The organism is Devosia sp. FKR38 (genome assembly GCF_005222805.1).
Lineage (GTDB): Bacteria > Pseudomonadota > Alphaproteobacteria > Rhizobiales > Devosiaceae > Devosia.
Window position 1 is genome coordinate 12,116 of record NZ_STGC01000002.1, and the last position, 22,077, is coordinate 34,192.

Here is a 22,077-nt window from a genome sequence, read left to right on the forward strand (position 1 = left end):
GGTGATCATGACAAGGGAGCGACACGCGTGACTGATCCAATCGACAGCTTCGACATCGACAATCCGGAACTGCCCAAGGCCATCAAAAAGAAGGCGATGACATCGGGCGGCTATCCCTATGAGGATAAGCTGGATCGCGCCATCTATGAAGCCCACATGCTGGATTTGCAGAAGCAATTGGTGACGCTGCAGGCCCATCTGGCGGCCAGCGGCGAGCGGGTGATGATTGTGTTCGAGGGGCGCGATGCCGCCGGCAAGGGCGGCACCATCAAGGTCTATCTGGAGAACCTCAATCCCCGCTATTCCATCATCGCCGCGCTGCCCAAGCCCAATGACCGGGAGCGGACGCAATGGTATTTCCAGCGCTATGTCGACTGGATGCCGGCGGCCACCGAGACGGTGCTGTTTGACCGCTCCTGGTACAACCGCGCCGGGGTCGAGCGGGTGATGGGCTTCTGCACGCCCGAGCAGACCGAGCACTTTCTCGACGAGGCGCCCGAATTCGAAAAGCGCATCACCAAGGACGGCATTCACCTGTTCAAGTTCTGGCTGTCGATCGGCCGGGAGATGCAGCTCAAGCGTTTCCACGACCGCCGCCACGATCCGCTCAAGACCTGGAAACTGTCGCCCATCGACCTCGAGGCCCTCGACAAATGGGGCGACTATTCGCAGGCCCGCGATGTGATGATCGCCCGGACCCACAGGGCGCATGCGCCCTGGACGGTGATCCGCGCCAATGACAAGCGGCGCGGCCGCATCGCGGTGATCCAGAGCGTGCTCAGCCAGCTCGACTTCAAGGGCAAGGACAATGCCGCCATCGGCGATATCGATCCCCAGATCCGCTTCTCTGGGCCCGATTTCCTCAAAATGGTCAAGTCCGACTAGCTGCGCTCGATAGCGCCCATGCGCTTGCTGGCGCTGGGCCAGGCCAGTTCGGTAGTGCGGGCCAGAAGGGCCTCCACCACCGCCAGCAGTGAGCCATTGGCGTCCCAGGTGCGGTCCATCTCGGTGCGGCAGGGCAGCACCAGCTTGGCGAAGCGATTGACCGGGCTCATCCATTCGTCGGTGATGAGCACGATCTGCGCCCGCTGGCTGGCCAGCTCGGCGGCCAGCTCGACCAGGGCGGGATCGTAGCGGCGCACGTCGAAGATGATCACCGTGTCGCCCGGGCGGATATCGATCAGCTGGTCGGTCCGCGTGGCCGGGCGGCCATCGAGGCGCCGGACGCCGGGCCGGATCAGGCGCAGATGGGCCTCCATATAGCCAGCCAGGAAATCGGTGAAGCGCCCGCCGGCCAGCCAGCACTGCGCCTTGGTTTCGGCGAGGCGGGTGCAGACGGCCTCGAATTCGGATGGTGGGATCAGTCCCGCCGTGGCGCGCAGATTGTCGGCGGCGCGGCTGATGAACTGGTCGAGGAAATGACTGTCCGGCTCCCGCTGGTCGCCGAGCGGAACGCCGCGCTGCAGCGGCGATTTGGAGCGGGCCTCCATCTCCTCGCGCAGCGCCCGCTGAAAGTCCGGATAGGACTTGTAGCCGAGCTGGGCGACGAAGCGCAGCACGGTAGCCGAGCTGGCCCCGGCCTGTTCCGCAAACTCGGCCACTGGCGCCAGGCCCAGCGTCGGATAGGAGCCGAGCAGCCCGCGGGCGGCGCGTTTTTCTGCAGCCGTCAGGCGGTGGATCGCGTCGTGAATACGGCCGGCGACGGATTTGCCGTCCATGTCCGCTCCTGAATTTCAGATTTCAGCATTGACAGTTTTTGCATTTATGAAACTACTGATACACAAGTTAACCAAAGGTGCTAGGGACAACGTGCGCGCTGCCGAACAAAGTCCGGTGCTGGTGAGCAATGCGGAGGGGCACTCCCCCTTCGTGCTGGTGTGCGACCATGCCAGCAACCGCCTGCCCGAGCGTTACGGTACGCTGGGGCTGACCCAATCCGAGCGGGTCAGCCATATCGCCTGGGACCCCGGCGCACTGGCCGTCAGCCTGCGCCTGGTCGATCTGCTGGATGCGCCGCTGGTGCAATCGACCGTGTCGCGGCTGATCATCGACTGCAATCGCGACCTCGACGCGCCGGATCTGATCTGGACGCTGTCTGAGGCCACGCCCATTGTCGCCAACCAGGGCCTGAGCCTGGCGGAGCGGGCCTATCGCATCGCCCAGTTCCACCAGCCCTATCATGACGCCATCACCGCGCTGCTCGACGCAAGGGCGGCGGCGGGGCGAGAGTCGATCCTGGTCTGCGTACACTCCTTCACGCCGGTCTATCTGGGCATTGCCCGGCCCTGGCCGATCGGGCTGATCCATGGGCAGGACACGGGCTATACCGCCGCGCTGCGCGATGCTCTTGCGGCAGACGCGCCAGGGCTCAACCTGGGCTGGAACCAGCCCTATGCCGCCCTCAACGGGGTGACGCTGACGCTGGAAAAGCATGGCGACGGGCGCGGGCTGGACGCGACCATGATCGAAATCCGCAATGATGAAATTCTCGAACCTGCCGGTGTCGACCAGTGGTCGCAGCGGCTGGCCCGTTGCCTGGCTGCGGCGCGTGAGGCGCGTCGCGGGGCAATGGCAGTCTAGATCTATCCGTGGGCAAATTCAGGGGGACGTGACTATGGCTGAGACGAAAAAAGTGGGCAGCGTTGCTTATGCGACGCGCGACAAGGCCTATTTCGAAAAACGCGGCCTGCAGCGCTATGCCGGCATCTGGTCGCTTTGGGCACTGGGCGTGGGGGCGGTGATCTCGGGCCATTTCAGCGGCTGGAACTTCGGCTTTGGCACCGGCGGCTGGGGCGGCATGATGGTGGCAGCCGCCATCATCGCCATCATGTATCTGGGCCTTGTGTCCTCTATCGCCGAGATGAGCCCGGCCCTGCCCCATACCGGTGCGGCCTATTCGTTTGCTCGCACCTCGATGGGGCCTTGGGGCGGCTTCGTCACCGGCCTGTTCGAGAATGTCGAATATGTGCTGACACCGGCGGTGATCGTCACCTTCATCTCGGGCTATTTCGGCTCCATCACGGGGCTCGATACATCGCTCTATCCGGTGCTGTGGGTGGTGTTCTTCATCATCTTCCTCGCCCTCAACATCTATGGCGTGGCGCTGAGCTACAAGGTCACGCTCGTGGTGACGCTGATCTCGCTGGCGGGCCTGGCCTTCTTCTGGTTCAGCGCCTTCCCCAATATCGACTTCAGCCGCTGGGCGCTCAACATCGGCGTTGGGCCGGACGGCGCAGCGGTCGAGCTGCCCGAGGGCAATGGCGAATGGTTCCCCTTTGGCTGGCAGGGCGTGCTGGCCAGCCTTCCCTTCGCGGTCTGGCTGTTCCTGGCCATCGAACAGGTGCCGCTGGCTGCCGAGGAATCGGTGGATCCGCGTCGCGACATGCCGCGCGGCATCCTGTTGGGCTTCTGCACTCTGGTGCTGTCGGCTTTCCTGATCGTGCTGCTCAATCCGTCGATCCCCGGCGTGGGCAGCTTTGCGCTGGGCTCCTCGCTTGAGCCGGCGCTGGACGGCATCCGCGCCATCTATGGCGATGCTGCGGCCCCGATCTTCGGCGTGGTGGCGCTGATTGGTCTGGTGGCCTCGTTCCACACCATTCTTTATGCGCAGGGCCGGCAGGTCTATTCGCTCAGCCGTGCGGGCTATTTCCCGTCCGCGCTGTCGGTGACCCACCCCACCCACAAGACGCCGCATCTGGCCATGATCGCCGGGGCGACGCTGGGCCTGGTCGTGATGCTGGCGATCTGGTTCGTCAATGGCGGTGGCGGCGCGGGCGAAACCCAGCTGGGCGATGACATCATCGGCTCGGTTCTGCTCAACATGGCCGTGTTTGGCGCCATGCTGAGCTACATCATGCAGGCGCTCAGCTTCATCATCCTGCGGCGCAACCAGCCCAATATCGAGCGGCCCTTCCGCTCGCCGCTGGGCATTCCGGGCGCCGTGCTGACCATCATCATCGCGGCTGTCACCCTCTACTACCAGTTGCAGGACCCGAACTTCTTCAAGGGCGTGATCTGGGTGGTGCTGTGGTGCGCGGTGGGCATCATCTACTTCGCGCTGGTCGGCCGCCACAAGCTGATCATGTCGCCCGAAGAAGAGTTTGCGCTCGAACACAAGGCCTGACCCAGGCAGCAGGCGTCATCCCGGCCGGGTGGCCGGGGTGACGCGCCCGATGGGATGACAGCGAGGAGAACCGACAATGGCCTATAGTCTTGACCAGCTGCGCAAGGATGTTGCCGAAGGCAGCATCGATACCGTGCTCGTTGCCTTTCCCGATATGCAGGGCCGCATGATCGGCAAGCGCTTCCAGGCGGAATACTTCCTGGAATCGGCGCATGACGAGACGCATGGCTGCGACTATCTGCTGGCCGACGACATCGACATGGAGCCCGTGCCGGGCTACCAGGCCGCCAATTGGGGCAAGGGCTATGGCGATTTCGTCATGAAGCCGGACCTCAGCACGCTGATGAAGGCCACGTGGCTCGACGGCACGGCCATCGTGCTCTGCGACCTCAGCGACCACCATCATCATCAGCCGATCCCACACAGTCCGCGGGCGATCCTCAAGGCACAGATCGATCGTCTGGCGGCCATGGGCTACATGGCCAACGCGGCCACCGAACTCGAATTCTACCTGTTCGACGAGGACTATCGCAGCATAGCCCAAAAGGGCTATCGCACGGCCCAGACCGCCGGCGACTACATCCAGGACTACCATATCTTCCAGACCACCAAGGAAGAGGGCGTGATGCGCGCGCTGCGCAAGCATCTTCAGGCCTCCGGCATTCCGGTGGAATCCTCCAAGGGCGAATGGGGCCCCGGGCAGGAAGAGATCAATGTCAAATATGCCGATGCGCTGACCATGGCGGACCGCCATGTGGTGCTCAAGACCGCCACCAAGGAAATCGCCTGGGCGGCCGGCAAGGCCGTCACCTTCATGGCCAAGTGGGACTATGGTCTGGCCGGCTCGTCGAGCCATATCCACATGTCGCTGGCCGACAAGCGCGGCAAGCCGGTATTCGTCGACGACAAGGATGCGCGCGGCATGAGCGTGGTCATGAAGCAGTTCATGGCCGGCCAACTGGCCTATGCCCGCGAGATCACCTATTTCCTCGCGCCCTATATCAACAGCTACAAGCGCTTCCAGGCCGGCACCTTCGCGCCCACCAAGGCGATCTGGTCGCCGGACAACCGCACCGCCGGGTTCCGGCTCTGCGGCGAGCATTCCAAGGCCATCCGCGTCGAGTGCCGTATGGGCGGAGCAGACCTTAATCCCTACCTGGCATTGGCCGCCCTGATCGCGGCTGGGATCAAGGGCATTGAGGACAAGCTCGAACTCGAACCGGCCTTTGTCGGCGATGCCTATATCACCAAGAAACTGCGCGAGATCCCCAAGACGCTGCGCGAGGCCACCGACACGCTGCGCAAGTCGAAAATGCTCAAGGAGGCCTTCGGGGACCAGGTGGTGGACCACTATGTCCATACGGCCGAATGGGAGCAGTTCGAATATGACCGCCGCGTTACAGACTGGGAACTGCAGCGCGGCTTCGAACGGAGCTGAGGTCTCCTTGCTGCCATAGAAGGCAGCGCATACTCGGTGTCACCCCGGCCTTGAGCCGGGGCCCATCCCGAGATAGCACCGCTGCCGCACGGTTGCTCGAAAGCACGATCTGGCGGCATGACAAGAATCTCAGGATGGATCCCGGCGCAAGGCCGGGATGACACTGAGGGCAGGACGAGTTCGGAACCTATGACTGACACCGTAAAAATCATCTCCCCTATCGACGGCAGCGTCTATGCCGAGCGTCCGTTGGCCGGTAGCGCCGAAATCGAGAGCGCCGTGGCGCGGGCCAAGGCGGCGCGCCGGGCCTGGGGCGCGACCACCCTGCCCGAGCGCGCCAAGATCATCAGCCATTTCGTCGATGCCCTGCTGCTGATGAATGACGAGATCGTGCCCGAACTGGCCTGGCAGATGGGCCGCCCGATCCGCTTTGGCGGGGAAAAGCGCGGCGTCGAGGAACGCAGCCGCTATATGATCGATTTGGCTTCGACGGCGCTGGCGCCGCTGCAGCTGCCGCCCAAGGAAGGCTTTGTCCGCTCCATCACCCGGGAGCCACTGGGCACGGTCATGGCGATTGCGCCGTGGAACTATCCGTTCCTGACGGCGGTCAATTCGATCATTCCCGGGCTGATGGCCGGCAATGCGGTGATCCTCAAGCATGCCAGCCAGACGCTGCTGGCCGGCGAGCGCTTCGCCATGGCGGCCGAAAGCGCCGGGTTGCCGGCGGGCCTGTTCCAGAACCTGGTGCTCGGCCATGCCGACACCGAGAAGCTCATTGCCTCCGGGCAGATCGACCACATCAATTTCACCGGCTCGGTCGAGGGCGGCCGGCGCATCGAAAAGGCGGCGGCGGGCACCTTTGCCACGCTGGGCCTCGAGCTGGGCGGCAAGGATCCCGCCTATGTCCGCGAAGACGCCAATCTCGACAATGCGGTCGAAAACCTGGTCGATGGCTCGTTCTTTAATTCGGGCCAGTCCTGCTGCGGCGTCGAGCGCATCTATGTGCACGCGAGCATCTATGATGGCTTTGTCGAACGCTTCATTGAGACCGCCAAGGGCTGGACGCTGGGCGATCCGCGCGACCCCGACACCATCGTCGGCCCCATGGCGCGCGGCAACTTTGCCGATCATGTGCGCCAGCAGACCGAGGAAGCCGTTCGCGGCGGTGCAACGCGCCACCTCAACACACGGCACGCGCTGGACAAGGCTGGCTCGCCCTATCTGGCGCCTGAGGTGCTGACCGGCGTCAACCACCAGATGAGTGTCATGCGCGAGGAGAGCTTCGGGCCGGTCGTCGGCATCATGAAGGTGGCCGACGATGCCGAAGCCATCACGCTGATGAACGACAGCCCCTATGGCCTGACCGCCTCAATCTGGACGCAGGATCTCGATGCCGCAGCGCGACTCGGCGCCCAGGTCGAAACCGGGACCGTATTTGCCAATCGCTGCGACTATCTTGACCCGGCGCTGGTCTGGACCGGGGTCAAGGACACTGGCAAGGGCGGCGCGCTGAGCGAAATCGGCTATGCCAATCTGACGCAGCCAAAATCCTATCACTTGAAGCGGGTGTGACCGACATGACCAAAGCCAACTGGAACTATCCCACCGCCATCAAGTTTGGCCCCGGGCGCATTGCCGAACTGCCCGACGCGCTCAAGACCGCCGGGATCAGCCGGCCGCTGCTGGTCACCGACGCCGGGCTGGTCAATCTGCCGGTGACGCAGAACACCATCGCCCTGCTCAAGGCCGCTGGCTTTGCCGTGGGCGTCTTCGCTGACGTCAAGCCCAACCCGATCTCGGCCAATGTCGAGGCCGGCATCAAGGTGCTGCGCGAGGGTGGCCACGATGGCGTCATCGCCTTTGGCGGCGGCTCGGGGCTCGATGTGGGCAAGGTCATCGCCTTCATGGCCGGCCAGACCCGGCCGATGTGGGATTTCGAGGACATTGGCGACTGGTGGACCCGCGCCGACCCCAAGGGCATCTTCCCCATCGTCGCCGTTCCGACCACGGCCGGCACCGGCTCGGAAGTGGGCCGCGCCGGCGTCATCACCGATGAGACCACCCATACCAAGAAGGTGATCTTCCACCCCCTGATGATGCCCAAGGTGGTCATTGCCGACCCCGAGCTCACCGTTGGCATGCCCGCCATGATCACCATCGGCACCGGCATGGACGCGCTGGCCCATTGCCTGGAGGCCTATTGCGCGCCCGGTTATCATCCGCTCGCCGACGGCATTGCCGTGGAAGGCATCCGCCTGGTCATGGAGAACCTGCCCAAGGTTGTCGCCAATCCCGGTGACGTCGAGGCCCGCGGCCATATGATGAGCGCGGCCGCCATGGGCGCGACGGCCTTCCAGAAAGGGCTCGGCGCCATCCACGCGCTGAGCCACCCGGTTGGTGCGCTCTATGACACCCACCACGGCATGACCAATGCCGTGTTCATGCCCTATGTGCTGGCCGTCAACAAATCGGCCATCGAGGCGCGCATCGCCCGGCTTTCGGCCTATCTGGGTCTGGCCCCAACCTTCGAGGCCTTCCAGCATGCCGTCATCGGTCTGCGCCTGCGGCTCAATGTTCCGCACACCCTGGCTGAGTTCAAGGTTGATGCCAGCAAGCGCGAGCTGATCGGTGACATGGCCATTGTCGATCCCACCGCAGGCGGCAATCCGGTCAAGCTTACCCGCGCGCTGGCGCTAGAGATCTTCGACCGGGCCATGGAGGGCCGCGTCTAGCCTGCTGGGCGCATCCGATGCAGAGAGGCCCTCCCCCAAGTCGGGGAAGGGCAGCGTCCATCACGCTAGCGGGCGACCAGTTCGGCGACCGTTTCCTTGACGCCCATTTCGAACAGGTCGTCGAGATGGGTGGCGACAGTCTCGCCAAAGGTCTGGTTGTCGGCCAGATCGGTGCCGAACACTTCGGTCAGACCAGCCAGGCCGACATAGAGCGCCTCGGCGTCATCACCGGCCTCGGCGGCGATGGCCATCATGCGCATGGCCAGCGGATCGCGGACGTCGATATTCTCGCCCTTTTCGTCGATGCCGGTGACATAGCGCATCCAGGCGGCGACCCCCAGGCCGAGCCGCTCGAACGGCTGGCCGGCCTTGAGGCGCTCGCGGATGGTGCCGAGCAGGCGCTGCGGCAGCTTCTGGCTGCCGTCCATGGCGATCTGCCAGGTGCGGTGCTTGAGCGCCGGATTGCGGAAACGGGCCAGCAGTTCGTCGCGATAGGCGCCCAGGTCGACGCCCGGCATGTCCAGGGTCGGCATGGCCTCCTCGGTCATCAGCCCGTGGATCAGCTTGACGAAGTCGGCGTCGGCCATGACGTCGGAGATATACTCATAGCCGGCCAGATAGCCGAGATAGGCCATGGTGGAATGGCTGCCATTGAGCATGCGCAGCTTCATGCGCTCGAAGGGTTCGACATCGGCCACCATTTGGGCGCCGGCCTTTTCAAAGGGCGGGCGGCCCTGGGGGAAATGGTCCTCGATCACCCATTGGGTGAAGGGCTCAGTCATGATCGGCCAGGCATCCTGGGCGCCGATCAGCGTGGCCACGGTCTCGCGGTCGGCATCAGTGGTCGAGGGCACGATGCGATCCACCATGGTGCCGGGGAAGGCCACGTCGGCCACAAAGGCACCCAGTGCGGTTTCGCGCAGAGCGGCAAAGCGGGTAACGATGCGTTTGACCGTCGCGCCATTGGACGGCAGGTTGTCGCAGCTCATCACCGCAAAGGGGGCGATGCCGGCGGCCTTGCGGCGCGCCAGGGCCTCCACCAGCATGCCGGGCGCCGAGCGCGGCGCGGTGGGATTGGCCAGGTCATGGGCGATATCGGGATGGCCCTGGTCCAGCTCACCCGTCGCCGGATCGTGGCAATAGCCCTTTTCGGTCACGGTCAGCGAGACGATGCGGATCTGCGGGCTGGCCATCAGCGCCAGCAGCTCTTCGCGCTGGGTGTTGGCATCGAGCACCTTGAGGATCGAGCCAATGACTCGCGGCCGCGTGCCCGAAGCGTCGCGGATCGCAATCGTGTACAGCCCGTCCTGCGGCTCGAGCGCCTCCTTGGTGTCGGGGCGGCGCAGGCTGGCGCCCACAATGGCCCAGTCCGGATTGTCCTTGAGCAGGTCATCGACATAGACGGCCATATGCGCGCGATGGAAAGCGCCAATGCCCAGGTGGACAATGCCCGCGGTCACGGCGCTGCGGTCATAGTCGGGCAGCCGGACGCCGGCGGGTACTTTGGCAAGGGTGGCGGCACTCAGGCGCGGCATGGCAGTCTCCAGCGGATGCAATCGGGCGCACCATAGTGCCTTCCGATCTTGTATGGAAGCGAGTAGCGTGTGGCCAAATCGGCTTTGGCCGCATAGACCTCAAGCAGGTTCCGGAGGGCAAGGATTTTGGTACAGCAGCGCTTTGTCAGCATTGGCGAATGCATGATCGAGATGAGCGGTGGCGAAGATCGCCTCTATCGCCTTGGCTATGCCGGGGACACGCTCAACACAGCCTGGTATATGCGGGCGCTGCTGGGCAAGGATTGGTCGGTCGATTATTTCACCGGCCTGGGCGAGGACAAATATTCCGCCGACATCCGCGCCTTTCTCGATGCCAATGATATCGGCACCAGCCATATCCATACCGTGCCGGGCCGCCGGCCGGGGCTCTATATGATCCACCAGCAGGATGGCGACCGCCAGTTCACCTATTGGCGCGACACCTCGGCGGCCAAGTTGCTGGCCGATGACAAGGATGCGCTCAACGCTGCGGTCAAGGGCGCGAGCATGGTGTACTTCTCCGGCATCACGCTGGCCATCCTGGCGCCGCGCGCCCGGGGGCGGCTGCTGGGGGCCATCGTGCGGGCTCGCGATGCCGGCGCCCGCATCGTCTTTGATACCAATATCCGCCCGGCGCTGTGGACCAGCCCGCGCGTGATGACCTCTGTACTGACAGCAGTTGCCACACTTTGTGATGTCGTTCTGCCAACACATGGTGACGAAGCGCCATTGTTTGGTGACGCCAATGCGGATGAAACGGCGGACCGCTATCTCGAACTGGGCGTCGAGGAAGTCGTGGTCAAGGACGGCGCCGGCGAGGCCGTGATCGCCACCGCACACGAGCGGGTCAAGGTCGGCCCCAAGCCCGGCGCCAAGGTCGTGGATGCCACCGGGGCCGGCGACAGTTTCAATGGCGCCTATCTCTCGGCGCGCCTGGCCGGGCAATCGCTGCAGGCGGCGGCAGAAGCCGCCCATGCGGTGGCCGGCGTGGTGATCGGGCAGAAGGGCGCGCTGGTCGATCCGGCACTGCTGGGGTCCGCACGCCGCTAGAACATGCGGTCGCCGATGTCTTCAATATAGGCCTGCTCCTCGGGCGTGCTGGTGCGCCCGAGGGCAGCATTGCGCTTGGGGAAGCGTCCGAACCGGGCCACGCAATCGCGGTGCTTGAACATGAAATCGAGGGCTTTGTCGTCGCCATTGGCAGCGAACAATCGGACGCCCTCGTCCTGAATCACCAGCGATTCGGAGTGCATGAAGGGCATGTAGAGGAACATGCGCTGGTCGCTGCTCAGGTCAGCGTCAGCCTTGGCGGCAATGGCTTCCTGTGCCAGGGCCAGCGCCATACAGTCCCGAGCGAAGGCTGTGGCAGAGCCGCGGTACAGCTGGCGGCTGAACTGGTCGAGCACGATGATCTCGGCCAGCCGCCCCTGGGGCGTTACCCGCCACGTCCAGGCTTCGCCTGCGGCAACCTGACGATGGGTGAGGGCAAAGCGCTCGGCAATCCGGGCGTCAAAAGCCGCGTCGCCGCTGAACCAGTCATCCTGGCCATGCGCGACAAACCAGAAGTCCATGATGGCGTCCGGCGTTTGCATGGGCGTTCTCCCTCAAGGCGATAGCGCCATACCAAAGGGCGCCCCCCGGGCCAGACTAGCCCGGCCAGGGCGCTGCTGTGAACCCGGGCGCTCAGCCGACCAGCAGTTGCAGGCGGTTGCCGAAGGGGTCGCGCGTCTCGATGCCATTGGCCAGCGGATCAACGGTGGCGCCGGCCGCGGCGAGGCGCCTGCGAATGGCGTCGAGGACACTATCGTCGGGCACAACAATGGTGAACCAACGCAGCCCGGCCGAGCCGGCCGGCGGCAGCGTCGCATTGGGGCCGGACCATATGTTGAACGCCAGCGAATGCGGCATGTAGTCGAGCCCGACATCGCCCATGCCGAAGGAGTGGATCATCAGGAAGCCGGCAAAGCCGATGACGTCGCGATAGAAGCCCATCGCCTGGGCCAGGTCGTTGACATGGACATGCACGTGACCAATGCGGGTGCCCTTGGGCATACGGGCGGCCACGGTCGGGTTGTCGCCCAGTTCAGCCAGCAGGCCATCGAGATCGATTGGCTCGCGGCCGGAATGCGGCTTGCCATCGGCCGTCACCGCATAGGTCTGGCCCTTGTCGGGGTCTCCCAGCGTGCCGCGCCATGGAGTCTCGAAGGTGATCTCGATGCCATTGCCGTCGAGGTCCCACAGATAGATGGCCTCGCTCACCAGATGGTCGGTGGGCGAGATGCGCACATTGCGCTGCAGCGCCCGCACGGCGAACTGGGCCAGGTCGACCCGCTTGGGCACATGGATGGCCAGGTGGTAGAGCCCGATGCTGCGCGGCACCACCGGACGGATGGCGCCGGTCTCGAGCACGATCAGCGGCAGGCCGCCGGCGCCCAGAGTTAGCACATTGCCGGTCTCGGCAATCAGGTCGAGCCCGACCACGTCCTGCCATATGGCCAGAGCCTTGGCGCGGTCGGTCACGGCCAGATGCACCGGCCCGAGCTTGGTGGTGAGGGGGATCAGCGGCGCGGATTTGACATTGGTCTGAACGGAGGCATCGATCATAGCGAATTCCTCAAGTGTCTGTTGGACCCGATATAGGCCGCAGACCGCCCCTTCACTACGCCAACTGCGACGAAGTCATCGTTCGGCGAATGCTTGCCAATGCAGCACAGCAAACAGCATTTCAGCCCCACCAAAACAACATGGGAGCCATGCTTAACTGCTGGAAAGGAAGCAATTTCATGCAAATTTAAGCAGTTTTGTACCTAGTAGTGGACAGTTTCACCCGTGCTGCGCACGCCAGTTGACCGCCGGAACTTTTCCCATGTCGATCAAGAACCTCCCCATTCTGCACAAGCTGATCCTGACCGTCCTGCTGATGGGCTTGGTCGCCACTGCCATTGCCGGCATCGCCTGGCGCGAGCTGGGCTCGCTCAGCGCCGTGATGAACCAAGTCGGCCAGAAGGAAGTGGCCGCCCGCGAAGCCATGGACCTGCGCATGGACGTGGTGGCCATCAGCCGCATGACCTATCAGCTCGTGCTCAAGCCCGACGCCGTTGCTGACTTCGTTACCCAGGCCAATGGTCGCATGACCGAGATGAAGGCCCGTTTCCCCATCATTGAGGCGGCTGCCGATGCGACCGAGCTGGACCAGCTCGCCGCCGTCAAGCCCGCGATGGATGCCTACTTCGCCAAGATCAATACCATGCTTGACGTTGCGGCAGCGCAGCCCTTCGATCCGGCGGCGCTGGACGTTGCCCTGGCCGAAGCGCTTGATGCCCAGAAGGTGGTGACCGACACCATCAAGGTCTACAGCGCCTATTCTGGTGAACTGATGGCCAGCATGCGCGAAGCTGCCGAGAACTCGGCCTTCACGGCCATGCTGACCCTGGCCATTTCGGCCGGCGTGGGCATTGTGTTGGGCATTGCGGTCAGCATGCTGGTGGGCCGCCGCAGCATCGTCAATCCGGTGCGCGGCCTGACAGTCACCATGAGTGAACTGGCAAATGGCAAGCTCGACGTCGACATCCCCAATGCCGATGCCAAGGATGAGATCGGGGCCATGGCCCGCGCCGTGGAAGTGTTCCGCCAGAACGCCAAGCGCGTTGCTGCCCTCAGCGCCGAAGAGGCCGCCCACAACCTGGCCATCGTGGAACGGGCAGACATGATGGCCTTGCTGCAGGCCGAACTGGCCTCAGTGATGAAGGCTGCCAGCGCCGGCAATTTCAGCCAGCGCGTGCCGACCGATTTCAGCGATGTCGAGCTCAATGGCCTGGCCGCCAGCGTCAATGGCCTGGTCGAGACCGTCGACCGCGGCCTGGCCGAGACCGGCACCGTGCTGTCGGCCATCGCCAATACCGATCTGACGCACCGCGTCACCGGTCACTACGAGGGTGCCTTCGGCGCCCTCAAGGACAATACCAATGCCGTGGCCGAGAAGCTGGCTGACATCGTCTCGCAGCTGCGCAGCACCTCGCGCTCGCTCAAGACGGCGACCAGCGAGATCCTGGCCGGCGCCAATGACCTGAGCGAACGCACCACCCGCCAGGCCGCCACCATCGAGGAAACCTCGGCCGCCATGGAAACTCTGGCCTCGACAGTGATGGAAAATGCCCAGCGCGCCCAGGATGCCAATGGGAATGCCACCCGCGTGACCGTATCGGCCGAACAGGGCGGCGAGGTCATGGCCAAGGCAACCGGCGCCATGGAACGGATCACCACGTCCTCATCCAAGATCTCCAACATCATCGGGCTGATCGACGACATCGCCTTCCAGACCAATCTGCTGGCGCTGAATGCCTCGGTGGAAGCAGCGCGTGCCGGCGACGCCGGGAAGGGCTTTGCGGTGGTGGCCGTAGAAGTGCGGCGCCTGGCCCAATCGGCAGCCTCCGCCTCGGCTGACGTCAAGCTGCTGATCGAGGAGAGCGCTCGTGAAGTCAGCGATGGCAGCCGCCTGGTGGCCGATGCGGCCGAGCGCCTCAACGGCATGCTCGAAGGCGTGCGGGCCAGCTCGACGCTGATGGTGGGCATTGCCCGCGACAGCCAGGAACAGTCCACCGGCATCACCGAGGTCAGCATTGCCGTCCGCCAGATGGACGAGATGACCCAGCACAATGCCGCCCTGGTCGAGGAAATGAACGCGGCCATCGAGCAGACCGAGAACCAGGCCACTCAGCTCGATGCGATCGTGGAGATCTTCAAGGTCAGCGACGCCGGTGGCAGCCGCCGCGGCTATTCCCGCGCCGCCTAAGTCATCGACCTCTGGAAAAAAGCAGAACGCCGGGGCCCTGCCCCGGCGTTTCTGTTTCAGGCGATCTGCAGGCCCTTGGTCAGCTCGAGCGCCTGGCGCTCGAAGAGCCGGCGATAGATGCCATCTGGCAAGCCGATCAAGGAGGCATGATCCCCCTCCTCGACGATGCGGCCATGGTCGAACACCAGCAGGCGGTCGAGCGCCCGCACCGTGGACAGACGATGGGCAATCACCAGCGTGGTGCGGCCCACCATCAGCCGTTCCATGGCCTGCTGGATCTGCACCTCGCTCTCGCTGTCCAGGCTCGAGGTCGCCTCGTCCAGGATCAGCACGCGGGCATCGGCCAGGAAGGCCCGGGCGATGGCGATGCGCTGCCGCTCGCCACCCGAGAGCTTGACGCCGCGTTCGCCCACCAGCGTCTCATAGCCCTTGGGCAGATCGACGATGAAGTGATGCGCATTGGCCTGCACCGCCGCCTGCTCGATCTCGGCGCGGGTGGCGCCAGGACGGGCATAGGCAATGTTCTCGGCCAGTGTGCGGTGGAACAGGATGGGCTCCTGCTGCACGATGGCGATCTGGCCGCGCAGGCTGGCCTGCTGGACCCCCGAGATGTCCTGACCATCGATGGTGATCTGGCCATCGTTGACGTCATAGAGACGCTGGATGAGCTTGACGAATGTCGTCTTGCCCGAGCCCGAGTGCCCCACCAGGCCCACGCGTTCGCCCGGCGCGATACGCACCGAGAAATCCTTGTAGAGCGGCGTGGGGTGCGAACCATATTGGAACGTCACCCGATCGAAGGCGATGGCGCCGTCGGTGATACGGATCGGCTTGGCGCCGGGCTTGTCCTCGATGCCGAGCTTCTGGCTGTCGAGCGCCACCAGCTCTTCCATGTCGTTGACCGAGCGCTGCAGGTTGCGGATGTGCTGGGCCACATCGCGCAGGTGTCCCTGCAACACGAAGAACATGGACAGCACAAAGGTGATGTCGCCCGGCGTCGCCAGGCCCTGACGCCACAACAGCAGTGCGGTGCCCAGGATGGACGCCTGCATGACGCCCAGCATCAGGCCATGCGCGCCGCCGCTCAGCGTGCCGCGCTGCCACAGCCGGCGGGTGCGCTTGCGCCATTTGCCCACAACACGCTCGAGAATGGCCTCTTCGCGCGTCTCGGCGCCAAAGGCCTTGACCACCGAATTGCAGCTGACAGCATCGGCCAGGGCGCCGCCCATGCGGGTGTCCCAGGCATTGGCCAGGGTGCCGGCCGGGGCGACAAAGCCCACCTGCATCCACAGGGTCAGCCCCACATAGATCAGCGAGCCCAGGCCGACCACGAGGCCCATCACCGGCCAGACCGACCCCAGGATCACCGTGGCGCCCACCAGCATGACGATGGAGGGCCAGAGGGCAATCAGCAGCGTGTCGTTGAGCAGGTCGAGCGCGCCGGAGCCGCGCGTGATCTTGCGCACGGTCGAGCCGGCAAAGCTGTTGGCGTGCCAGTCGGTCGAGAACCGCTGCACGCGATGGAAGGCGTCTGCGATAACGTCCTTCATCATGCGGAGCGTGAAGGTGATCAGGTTCAGAAACACCAGCTGGCGCAGCACGACTGAGGCGATGAACAGCGTGACCATGATGGCAAAGGCCGTGACGGCCGGCTGCCAGTTGGCCTCGTCGGTGCCGCTGCCTCCGGCAACAGCATCGACCAGGCGCCCGGCAAAGATCGGGCTGAAGGCTTCCGCCAGCGTGGTGATCAGAACCGTCAGGGCGATCGCGGCCGCCCGCCAGGGCTGCTTGCCCCAGTGACGGAAGGTGTAACCGAGCACATCGCGGAACGCGTCGGCGCGGAAATCGAGTTTCTTGCGACTCATTATGGCTATCCCGGCGCCGTTATCCGGTGGCCGGCCCTCAAAAGCATCGGGTGAAAGACACAGCCGGAACGGGGCGAAACTGTCCCGTCAGATCACAATGGGCTGTGGTGAGAAGACCGCGTGCGGCAGGCCAATGTGGCGGGCCGCGGGGGGCAAGTGGCTAAGCCAGAAACTTGCCCGCTGGGAGATCGATGAATGTCACTGTCATACAACGCCTCCCTGTGTTTGATCTGAAGCGGTGTGCAAGCTGTACGCAAAGCGGTCCGCTTTGCCAAGCGACGCGCAGCAACCGGCCCGGCAAGTGATGCGAAAAAGCCACAGGCACATCAGCGCCCGGGTCACATGGCCTATTCGGGCACGAAGACCGATACTGCACTAGGATGAACGGTGAAGCGGGCCGGTGTATGGGTGACGATGTCGCCGTCGGTATTGATCGGCATGGGCCGGATCGTGCGGATCTCGAAATCCGTCCCCTGGTCTGTGCGCACCTCGTCCCACAGGCCATGCTGGCCGCGGCGGAAGGCGCCCAGCATCAGGCCGAACTTCCAGACATTGCGCAGCTCGAGGCTATAGAGATCGAGGCGACCGTCGTGGATGGTGGCATCGGCCTGGATCACCGTCCCGCCGCCATAGTGCACGCCATTGCCCACAGCGATCTGCAACGTGCGCGTGCGGACACGCCCGGTTTCGCTGATGATTTCCGCGCGGAAACGCTTGGCCTGGCGCAGCACCTTGAAGGCGGCCAGGGCATAACCCAGCTTGCCCCAGCGGCGTTTGACCTCAGGGGTCAGGCCTCGGGCCAGATCGACCGAGAGGCCCAGGCTGGCGACGTTGAAGAACGGATGGCCATTGACCTCGCCCAGGTCAATGCGCGTCTGGCGGCCGGCAATGATGATGTCGGCAGCAAGCTCGAGGTTCTCGGGAATGCCCAGGGTACGCGCCAGGTCATTGGCCGTGCCCATGGGCAGGATGGCCATGGGCAGGCCCGTCTTGACCACGCCGCCGGCCGCCGCATTGAGCGTGCCGTCACCGCCACAGACAATCACCAGATCGGCCTGGTCGCGCAGCGCCACGATCTGGGCCGGCACCTCCTGGGGTGCGCCGAGCTGCTCGATGAGCACATCCACGCCGCCAGCCCGCAGGCGCTCTATGACGGAATCAAGGGCAGTTCCGCCCCGGCGCGAATTGGGATTGACCAGCATCAGGGCGCGCCGGCGGGATGGACTGGGTGCGTCTGTCATGATGATCCGGTCTCAAGTGCTGGCCACCGCAATGGCGGAGCACTAAGGCGGTCTCAAGACAACGCTGCATCAAGGTGAAGTCAAGGGGTTGGCGGGTTCTTGCGATAGACCGGGATATTGCGGGTCTGCCACTGGGCATAGGCCAGCCCCAGGGTGAACACACCAAAGAACGCCACGATTGCGATCACGACCACATGCAGATTCTCAGCCATTCCGGCCTCCTTTGTTGCTCGATGCATGCCATGGGCGTTGCCGCTCCGCCTTTGATCTGGGTCAAACATTTTTGCGATTGCCACGGGTGGCGCATGGGCAGCGGCGGGACTAGGCTCCGGCAACCGATTCAAGACCAAGAGATAGTGCCGCCATGACCATTGATCCCATCAAGCTCGACAAGCTCGCCCAGGTTGCCATCAAGGTGGGCCTGCAACTGGCCGAGGGCCAGGACCTGGTGATGACGGCGCCGCTCACCGCCGCCCCGCTGGTGCGCCGCATCACCGAGCATGCCTACAAGGCCGGCGCGGGCCTGGTGACCACGATCTATTCCGACGAGGAAGCCACGCTCGCCCGCTACAAGCACGCCAATGACAAGAGCTTCGACAAGGCCGCCGGCTGGCTCTACTCGGGCATGGCCGAGGCCTTCAAGGGCAATGCGGCGCGTCTGGCCATTGCTGGCGACAATCCCATGATGCTGTCCGGCCAGGACCCGGACAAGGTCAGCCGCGCCAACCGCGCCAATTCGGCGGCCTATAAGCCGGCCCTGCAGCTGATCACCGGCTTTGACATCAACTGGAACATCGTCTCCTACCCCAGCGCCGCCTGGGCCAAGCTCGTGTTCCCCAATGACAGCGAAGAGGTTGCCGTCGGCAAGCTGGCCGATGCCATCTTCAAGGCCAGCCGCGTCCATGTCGACGACCCCATTGCCGCCTGGGCCGAGCACAATGCCAATCTCAAGGCGCGCTGGAGCTGGCTGAATGGCAAGGCCTTCTCGGCGCTGAAATACACTGGCCCCGGCACCGACCTGACGGTGGGCCTGGCCGATGGCCATCGCTGGAAGGGTGGCGCGTCGGAAGCCAAGAACGGCATCACCTGCAATCCCAATATCCCCACCGAAGAAGTGTTCACCACGCCGCATCGCCTGCGCGTCGAGGGCCATGTGGCGGCCACCAAGCCGCTCAGCCACAATGGCACGCTGATCGAAGAGATGCAGGCGCGCTTCGAGGGCGGTCGCCTGGTCGAGCTCAAGGCCTCCAAGGGACAGGACATCTTCAACAAGGTGCTCGACACCGACGAGGGTGGCCGTCACCTGGGTGAAGTGGCGCTGGTGCCGCATTCCTCGCCGATTTCGGCCTCGGGCATCCTGTTCTTCAACACGCTCTACGACGAAAACGCCTCGTGCCACATTGCGCAGGGCCAGTGCTATTCGGATTGCTTCGTGGGCGGCAAGGATCTCACCCAGGCGCAGATCAATGCCCAGGGCGGCAACAGCTCCAACATCCACATCGACTGGATGATCGGCAGCGACAAGATCGACATCGATGGCGTGCATGCCGATGGCAGCGTCGAGCCGGTGATGCGCAAGGGCGAATGGGCCTACTAGGCGCATAAGGTCTAGACAGCGGCACGGGTGCTCGTCTGAGCCCCGTGCCGTTTCTTATGTCGTCACGCCGTCCAGCCGCCGTCGATGATATGGATCTGCCCGGTCGTATAAGTGGCGCCGGCCAGATAGACGGCCAGATCGGCCACTTCCTCGGGCTGGGCGATGCGACCGATAGGCTGGCGGGCGATGAAGGCCTTGCGCGCCGCCTCGAAATCGCCGGTGGCGTGCCAACGCTCATGTAGAGACGGACTATCGACCGTGCCCGGGCAGATGGCATTCACGCGGATGCCCTGGGCGGTATAGTCTGCGGCGATGGACTTGGTGAGGCCGATCACGGCCGCCTTGGAAATGGTATAGGCCGCGCGGTTGGGCACGCCTTTGACCGAGCTGGCGACGGTCGCCATATTGATGATGGCGCCATCCTTGCGCGCCAGCATCTGCGGCAACACGGCCTGCACGGTGCGGATCTGCGCCTTGATGTTGAGATCGAAGGCAAAATCCATCTCCGCATCGGTCATCTCGAGCACCGTGCCGGAATGCACCACGCCGGCGCAGTTGAACAGCACGTCGATATGGCCAATCTCGGCCACCGCCTGAGTGACGGCATCGGCAGATAGCACGTTGAGGACGCGCGTCGTGATATTGGGCAGCCCGTCGAGCTCGGCCAGCTTGGCCGCATTCACATCGGTGGCAATCACCTTGGCGCCGGCCCTGACAAAGGCTTCGGCAGAGGCGCGCCCGATGCCCTGGGCGGCGGCCGTGATGAGGACGATTTTGCCGGCAAGGTCGGCCATGGTGTGATCCTGTATTCTGGCTGATGGTGCATGCGCCTAGGCTGGCAGGCCACGCTTTGGTGTGAGCGTGACCACAATTGCCGGACGCTGGCAAGAACTAACATGTCAGTTGGGGCACGCAAGGGCTGTCGCAGCACGCGGTCCGTCTGCTAGCCTCAGTTCAGGCGTCTGAGTGAGGATTGTTCATTGCGCATCGTCGATACCCATCTGCATCTGATCTACCCCGAGCGCTTCAGCTATCCCTGGCTGGTCCGGCGTCCCAGCATCAACAAGCCCTGGAGCGTTGAGTCCTATTTTGCCGAGGCTGTGCCGCTGGGGATCGAGACGGCCCTGCATATGGAGGTTGATGTGGCCGACCCCGACATGCTGGCCGAGACCGAGTTTGTCCTCACCCTGCCACGCATTGCCGGCGCCATCGCGGCCTGTCGTCCGGAAAGCATGGGCTTTGTCGACCAGATCGAGCAATTGAGCGAACACGCCCATGTCAAAGGCGTGCGGCGTATCCTGCATGAAGCGCCCGATGATCTCAGCCAGTCCGATCTGTTCGTGGAAAACCTGCGCCACCTGCCCGACTATGACCTGAGCTTTGATCTCTGTGTGCGCCATGACCAGCTGCCCATCGGCCAGATGCTGGCCGAAAAGGCCCCGGACGTGACCTTTATCCTCGATCATTGCGGCGTGCCCGACATCACCGGTGAAGGGCTCGACCCATGGCGGCAGCATATCCGCTCGATCGCGCGGCTGCCCAATATGATGGCCAAGGTGTCCGGAGTGGTGGCCTATGCCGGCGCGGACTGGACCGTCGACACGATCCGTCCCTATGTCGAGCACATCATCGAATGCTTCGGCTGGGACCGTGTGGTCTGGGGTTCGGACCATCCCGTGGTAATGCTGACCGGTTCGCTGACCCGCTGGGTCGATGCGACGCGTGAGATCATCCAGTCGGCCAGCCCGGACGAACAGGCCAAGCTGCTGCACCGCAATGCCGAACGCATCTACAAGCTCTAGCGCCAAAGCCTGATTTCGTCAGGCGCCGCCATAGTTTGAACGACAATACCGGTTGAACCGGCAGAACCGGCATGAAAATGTCCGCGACGAAACTGGAGACGAAGCCATGGCTCAGATCAGCCCCGACCGTATCGCCGTATCCACCTGGTCATTGCACCGCCTGCTGGGCGAAACCTATCCGCACGACCTGACGACCTCAGAAGTCGGTCCGATGCAGGAGACCTATGGCGCTGGCGAGGAATCCCTGCTCGGCCTGCCGTCGGTATTGGCCAACCATGGCTATCATCGCCTCGAGATCGTCTCGTTCCACATGCGCAGCCGCGATCCGATCTATCTGGCTGAGCTGCGCGACCAGCTGCGCATCGCCAATGTGCGGCTGCAGACGCTGCTGATCGATGCCGGCGACATCAGCCATCCCGAGCATGGCGCGCGCGACCAGGCCTGGATTGCCGGCTGGATCGAGGTGGCCAATGAGCTGGGTGCCGAGAATGCGCGCATCATCGCCGGCAAGCAGAAACCGACGCGCGATGCGCTGGACCGTTCGGTCAAGGCGCTGACGGCGCTGGCCGACGGCAATTCCGGCTCCAGCGTGCGGCTCGTCACCGAGAACTGGTTTGACCTTCTGGCCGAACCCGCCCATGTGCATTATCTGCTCGACAAGCTCGACGGGCGCGTTGGCCTATTGGGCGATTTCGGCAATTGGGGCGGGCCGGACAAGTATTCCGATCTCAAGTCGATCTTCGGTCGCGCCGAGCTCTGCCACGCCAAGGCGAGCTTCCTGGATGGCGATTTGGACGAAGCCGATTTCGGCGCCTGTGTCGCCCTGGCAGAAGAGGCGGGCTACAAAGGCCCCTACACGCTGATTTTCGATAGCGAAATTCCGGGCGAATGGAATGGTTTAGCAATAGAGCGAGACTTTATTAAGTCCTTCGGAATATAGCTGAACCCCAGT

Annotated in this window: 19 protein-coding genes; 11 read left to right on the top strand and 8 right to left on the bottom strand. The window is 64.0% G+C overall.

What is annotated here, in order from left to right; genetic code table 11:
* Positions 1 to 27 precede the first annotated feature (27 nt).
* Positions 28 to 885, top strand: a complete 858-nt coding sequence (gene ppk2, locus E8M79_RS00055; protein WP_248304843.1) for a polyphosphate kinase 2 — start codon at positions 28 to 30, stop codon at positions 883 to 885.
* Here the strand turns inward: ppk2 and E8M79_RS00060 are convergent.
* A complete protein-coding gene (locus tag E8M79_RS00060; RefSeq protein ID WP_137149891.1) occupies positions 882 to 1,718 on the bottom strand; it encodes a MurR/RpiR family transcriptional regulator in 837 nt (278 codons plus the stop codon). The genes ppk2 and E8M79_RS00060 overlap by 4 nt on opposite strands.
* A gap of 91 nt (positions 1,719 to 1,809) precedes the next feature.
* Here E8M79_RS00060 and E8M79_RS00065 point away from each other — a divergent pair, with 91 nt between their 5' ends.
* The 5 genes from E8M79_RS00065 to E8M79_RS00085 all read left to right on the top strand — a co-directional run bounded on the left by E8M79_RS00065 (position 1,810) and on the right by E8M79_RS00085 (position 8,293).
* Positions 1,810 to 2,580: an N-formylglutamate amidohydrolase gene (locus tag E8M79_RS00065; protein WP_248304844.1), complete on the top strand. Its 771-nt coding sequence runs from the start codon at positions 1,810 to 1,812 to the stop codon at positions 2,578 to 2,580.
* Between the two features lie 34 nt (positions 2,581 to 2,614).
* A complete protein-coding gene (locus E8M79_RS00070; RefSeq protein ID WP_137149893.1) occupies positions 2,615 to 4,123 on the top strand; it encodes an amino acid permease in 1,509 nt (502 codons plus the stop codon).
* A 76-nt stretch (positions 4,124 to 4,199) separates the two neighbouring features.
* Entirely contained in the window at positions 4,200 to 5,561 is a 1,362-nt protein-coding gene (locus E8M79_RS00075) for a glutamine synthetase family protein (protein WP_137149894.1), read from the top strand.
* A 189-nt stretch (positions 5,562 to 5,750) separates the two neighbouring features.
* Positions 5,751 to 7,133 (top strand): aldehyde dehydrogenase family protein, encoded by a 1,383-nt coding sequence (locus E8M79_RS00080; RefSeq protein ID WP_137149895.1) that lies wholly within the window; start codon positions 5,751 to 5,753, stop codon positions 7,131 to 7,133.
* Positions 7,130 to 8,293, top strand: a complete 1,164-nt coding sequence (locus E8M79_RS00085) for an iron-containing alcohol dehydrogenase (protein WP_137149896.1) — start codon at positions 7,130 to 7,132, stop codon at positions 8,291 to 8,293. Before E8M79_RS00080 ends, E8M79_RS00085 begins: the two co-directional genes overlap by 4 nt.
* Before the next feature lie 65 nt (positions 8,294 to 8,358).
* On the opposite strand, the gene E8M79_RS00090 is transcribed toward E8M79_RS00085, so the two are convergent.
* On the bottom strand, positions 8,359 to 9,828 hold the full coding sequence (locus E8M79_RS00090; RefSeq protein ID WP_137149897.1) for a mannitol dehydrogenase family protein: 1,470 nt from the start codon (positions 9,826 to 9,828) through the stop codon (positions 8,359 to 8,361).
* A gap of 126 nt (positions 9,829 to 9,954) precedes the next feature.
* Between E8M79_RS00090 and E8M79_RS00095 the strand changes: the two genes are divergently transcribed.
* Positions 9,955 to 10,878 (top strand): sugar kinase, encoded by a 924-nt coding sequence (locus E8M79_RS00095; protein WP_282568089.1) that lies wholly within the window; start codon positions 9,955 to 9,957, stop codon positions 10,876 to 10,878.
* On the opposite strand, the gene E8M79_RS00100 is transcribed toward E8M79_RS00095, so the two are convergent.
* Entirely contained in the window at positions 10,875 to 11,420 is a 546-nt protein-coding gene (locus E8M79_RS00100) for a DUF924 family protein (protein ID WP_137149898.1), read from the bottom strand. The two genes, E8M79_RS00095 and E8M79_RS00100, sit on opposite strands and share 4 nt — an antisense overlap.
* 91 nt (positions 11,421 to 11,511) lie before the next feature.
* Positions 11,512 to 12,432, bottom strand: a complete 921-nt coding sequence (locus E8M79_RS00105) for a VOC family protein (protein ID WP_137149899.1) — start codon at positions 12,430 to 12,432, stop codon at positions 11,512 to 11,514.
* A gap of 262 nt (positions 12,433 to 12,694) precedes the next feature.
* Here E8M79_RS00105 and E8M79_RS00110 point away from each other — a divergent pair, with 262 nt between their 5' ends.
* Positions 12,695 to 14,620 carry a methyl-accepting chemotaxis protein gene (locus tag E8M79_RS00110; protein ID WP_137149900.1) on the top strand — a complete coding sequence of 642 codons (1,926 nt, stop codon included), beginning with the start codon at positions 12,695 to 12,697 and terminating at the stop codon, positions 14,618 to 14,620.
* Between the two features lie 56 nt (positions 14,621 to 14,676).
* Here E8M79_RS00110 and E8M79_RS00115 read toward each other — a convergent pair whose 3' ends face one another.
* The 3 genes from E8M79_RS00115 to E8M79_RS18630 all read right to left on the bottom strand — a co-directional run bounded on the left by E8M79_RS00115 (position 14,677) and on the right by E8M79_RS18630 (position 17,938).
* Entirely contained in the window at positions 14,677 to 16,485 is a 1,809-nt protein-coding gene (locus E8M79_RS00115) for an ABC transporter ATP-binding protein (protein WP_137149901.1), read from the bottom strand.
* A gap of 347 nt (positions 16,486 to 16,832) precedes the next feature.
* Positions 16,833 to 17,726, bottom strand: a complete 894-nt coding sequence (locus E8M79_RS00120) for a lipid kinase (protein ID WP_137149902.1) — start codon at positions 17,724 to 17,726, stop codon at positions 16,833 to 16,835.
* A gap of 80 nt (positions 17,727 to 17,806) precedes the next feature.
* Positions 17,807 to 17,938 carry a hypothetical protein gene (locus tag E8M79_RS18630; protein ID WP_282568090.1) on the bottom strand — a complete coding sequence of 44 codons (132 nt, stop codon included), beginning with the start codon at positions 17,936 to 17,938 and terminating at the stop codon, positions 17,807 to 17,809.
* Between the two features lie 152 nt (positions 17,939 to 18,090).
* On the opposite strand from E8M79_RS18630, the gene E8M79_RS00125 reads away from it, so the two are divergent.
* A complete protein-coding gene (locus E8M79_RS00125; RefSeq protein ID WP_137149903.1) occupies positions 18,091 to 19,323 on the top strand; it encodes an aminopeptidase in 1,233 nt (410 codons plus the stop codon).
* Between the two features lie 62 nt (positions 19,324 to 19,385).
* Here the strand turns inward: E8M79_RS00125 and E8M79_RS00130 are convergent, their stop codons facing one another.
* Positions 19,386 to 20,117: an SDR family oxidoreductase gene (locus E8M79_RS00130; RefSeq protein WP_137149904.1), complete on the bottom strand. Its 732-nt coding sequence runs from the start codon at positions 20,115 to 20,117 to the stop codon at positions 19,386 to 19,388.
* 186 nt (positions 20,118 to 20,303) lie between these two features.
* Here E8M79_RS00130 and E8M79_RS00135 point away from each other — a divergent pair, with 186 nt between their 5' ends.
* Positions 20,304 to 21,125, top strand: a complete 822-nt coding sequence (locus E8M79_RS00135; RefSeq protein ID WP_137149905.1) for an amidohydrolase — start codon at positions 20,304 to 20,306, stop codon at positions 21,123 to 21,125.
* A gap of 106 nt (positions 21,126 to 21,231) precedes the next feature.
* Positions 21,232 to 22,065: a TIM barrel protein gene (locus tag E8M79_RS00140; RefSeq protein ID WP_137149906.1), complete on the top strand. Its 834-nt coding sequence runs from the start codon at positions 21,232 to 21,234 to the stop codon at positions 22,063 to 22,065.
* Positions 22,066 to 22,077 lie beyond the last annotated feature (12 nt).

Excerpts from the sequence above, each read along its gene's own strand:
- E8M79_RS00080 (WP_137149895.1), top strand. The coding sequence starts at position 5,751 with ATGACTGACACCGTAAAAATCATCTCCCCTATCGACGGCAGCGTCTAT.
- E8M79_RS18630 (WP_282568090.1), bottom strand. The coding sequence starts at position 17,938 with ATGGCTGAGAATCTGCATGTGGTCGTGATCGCAATCGTGGCGTTCTTT.
- E8M79_RS00130 (WP_137149904.1), bottom strand. The coding sequence starts at position 20,117 with ATGGCCGACCTTGCCGGCAAAATCGTCCTCATCACGGCCGCCGCCCAG.
- E8M79_RS00140 (WP_137149906.1), top strand. The coding sequence starts at position 21,232 with ATGGCTCAGATCAGCCCCGACCGTATCGCCGTATCCACCTGGTCATTG.
- E8M79_RS00115 (WP_137149901.1), bottom strand. The coding sequence starts at position 16,485 with ATGAGTCGCAAGAAACTCGATTTCCGCGCCGACGCGTTCCGCGATGTG.
- E8M79_RS00070 (WP_137149893.1), top strand. The coding sequence starts at position 2,615 with ATGGCTGAGACGAAAAAAGTGGGCAGCGTTGCTTATGCGACGCGCGAC.
- E8M79_RS00105 (WP_137149899.1), bottom strand. The coding sequence starts at position 12,432 with ATGATCGATGCCTCCGTTCAGACCAATGTCAAATCCGCGCCGCTGATC.
- E8M79_RS00075 (WP_137149894.1), top strand. The coding sequence starts at position 4,200 with ATGGCCTATAGTCTTGACCAGCTGCGCAAGGATGTTGCCGAAGGCAGC.
- E8M79_RS00125 (WP_137149903.1), top strand. The coding sequence starts at position 18,091 with ATGACCATTGATCCCATCAAGCTCGACAAGCTCGCCCAGGTTGCCATC.
- E8M79_RS00100 (WP_137149898.1), bottom strand. The coding sequence starts at position 11,420 with ATGCAAACGCCGGACGCCATCATGGACTTCTGGTTTGTCGCGCATGGC.
- E8M79_RS00060 (WP_137149891.1), bottom strand. The coding sequence starts at position 1,718 with ATGGACGGCAAATCCGTCGCCGGCCGTATTCACGACGCGATCCACCGC.
- E8M79_RS00090 (WP_137149897.1), bottom strand. The coding sequence starts at position 9,828 with ATGCCGCGCCTGAGTGCCGCCACCCTTGCCAAAGTACCCGCCGGCGTC.
- E8M79_RS00120 (WP_137149902.1), bottom strand. The coding sequence starts at position 17,726 with ATGACAGACGCACCCAGTCCATCCCGCCGGCGCGCCCTGATGCTGGTC.
- E8M79_RS00110 (WP_137149900.1), top strand. The coding sequence starts at position 12,695 with ATGTCGATCAAGAACCTCCCCATTCTGCACAAGCTGATCCTGACCGTC.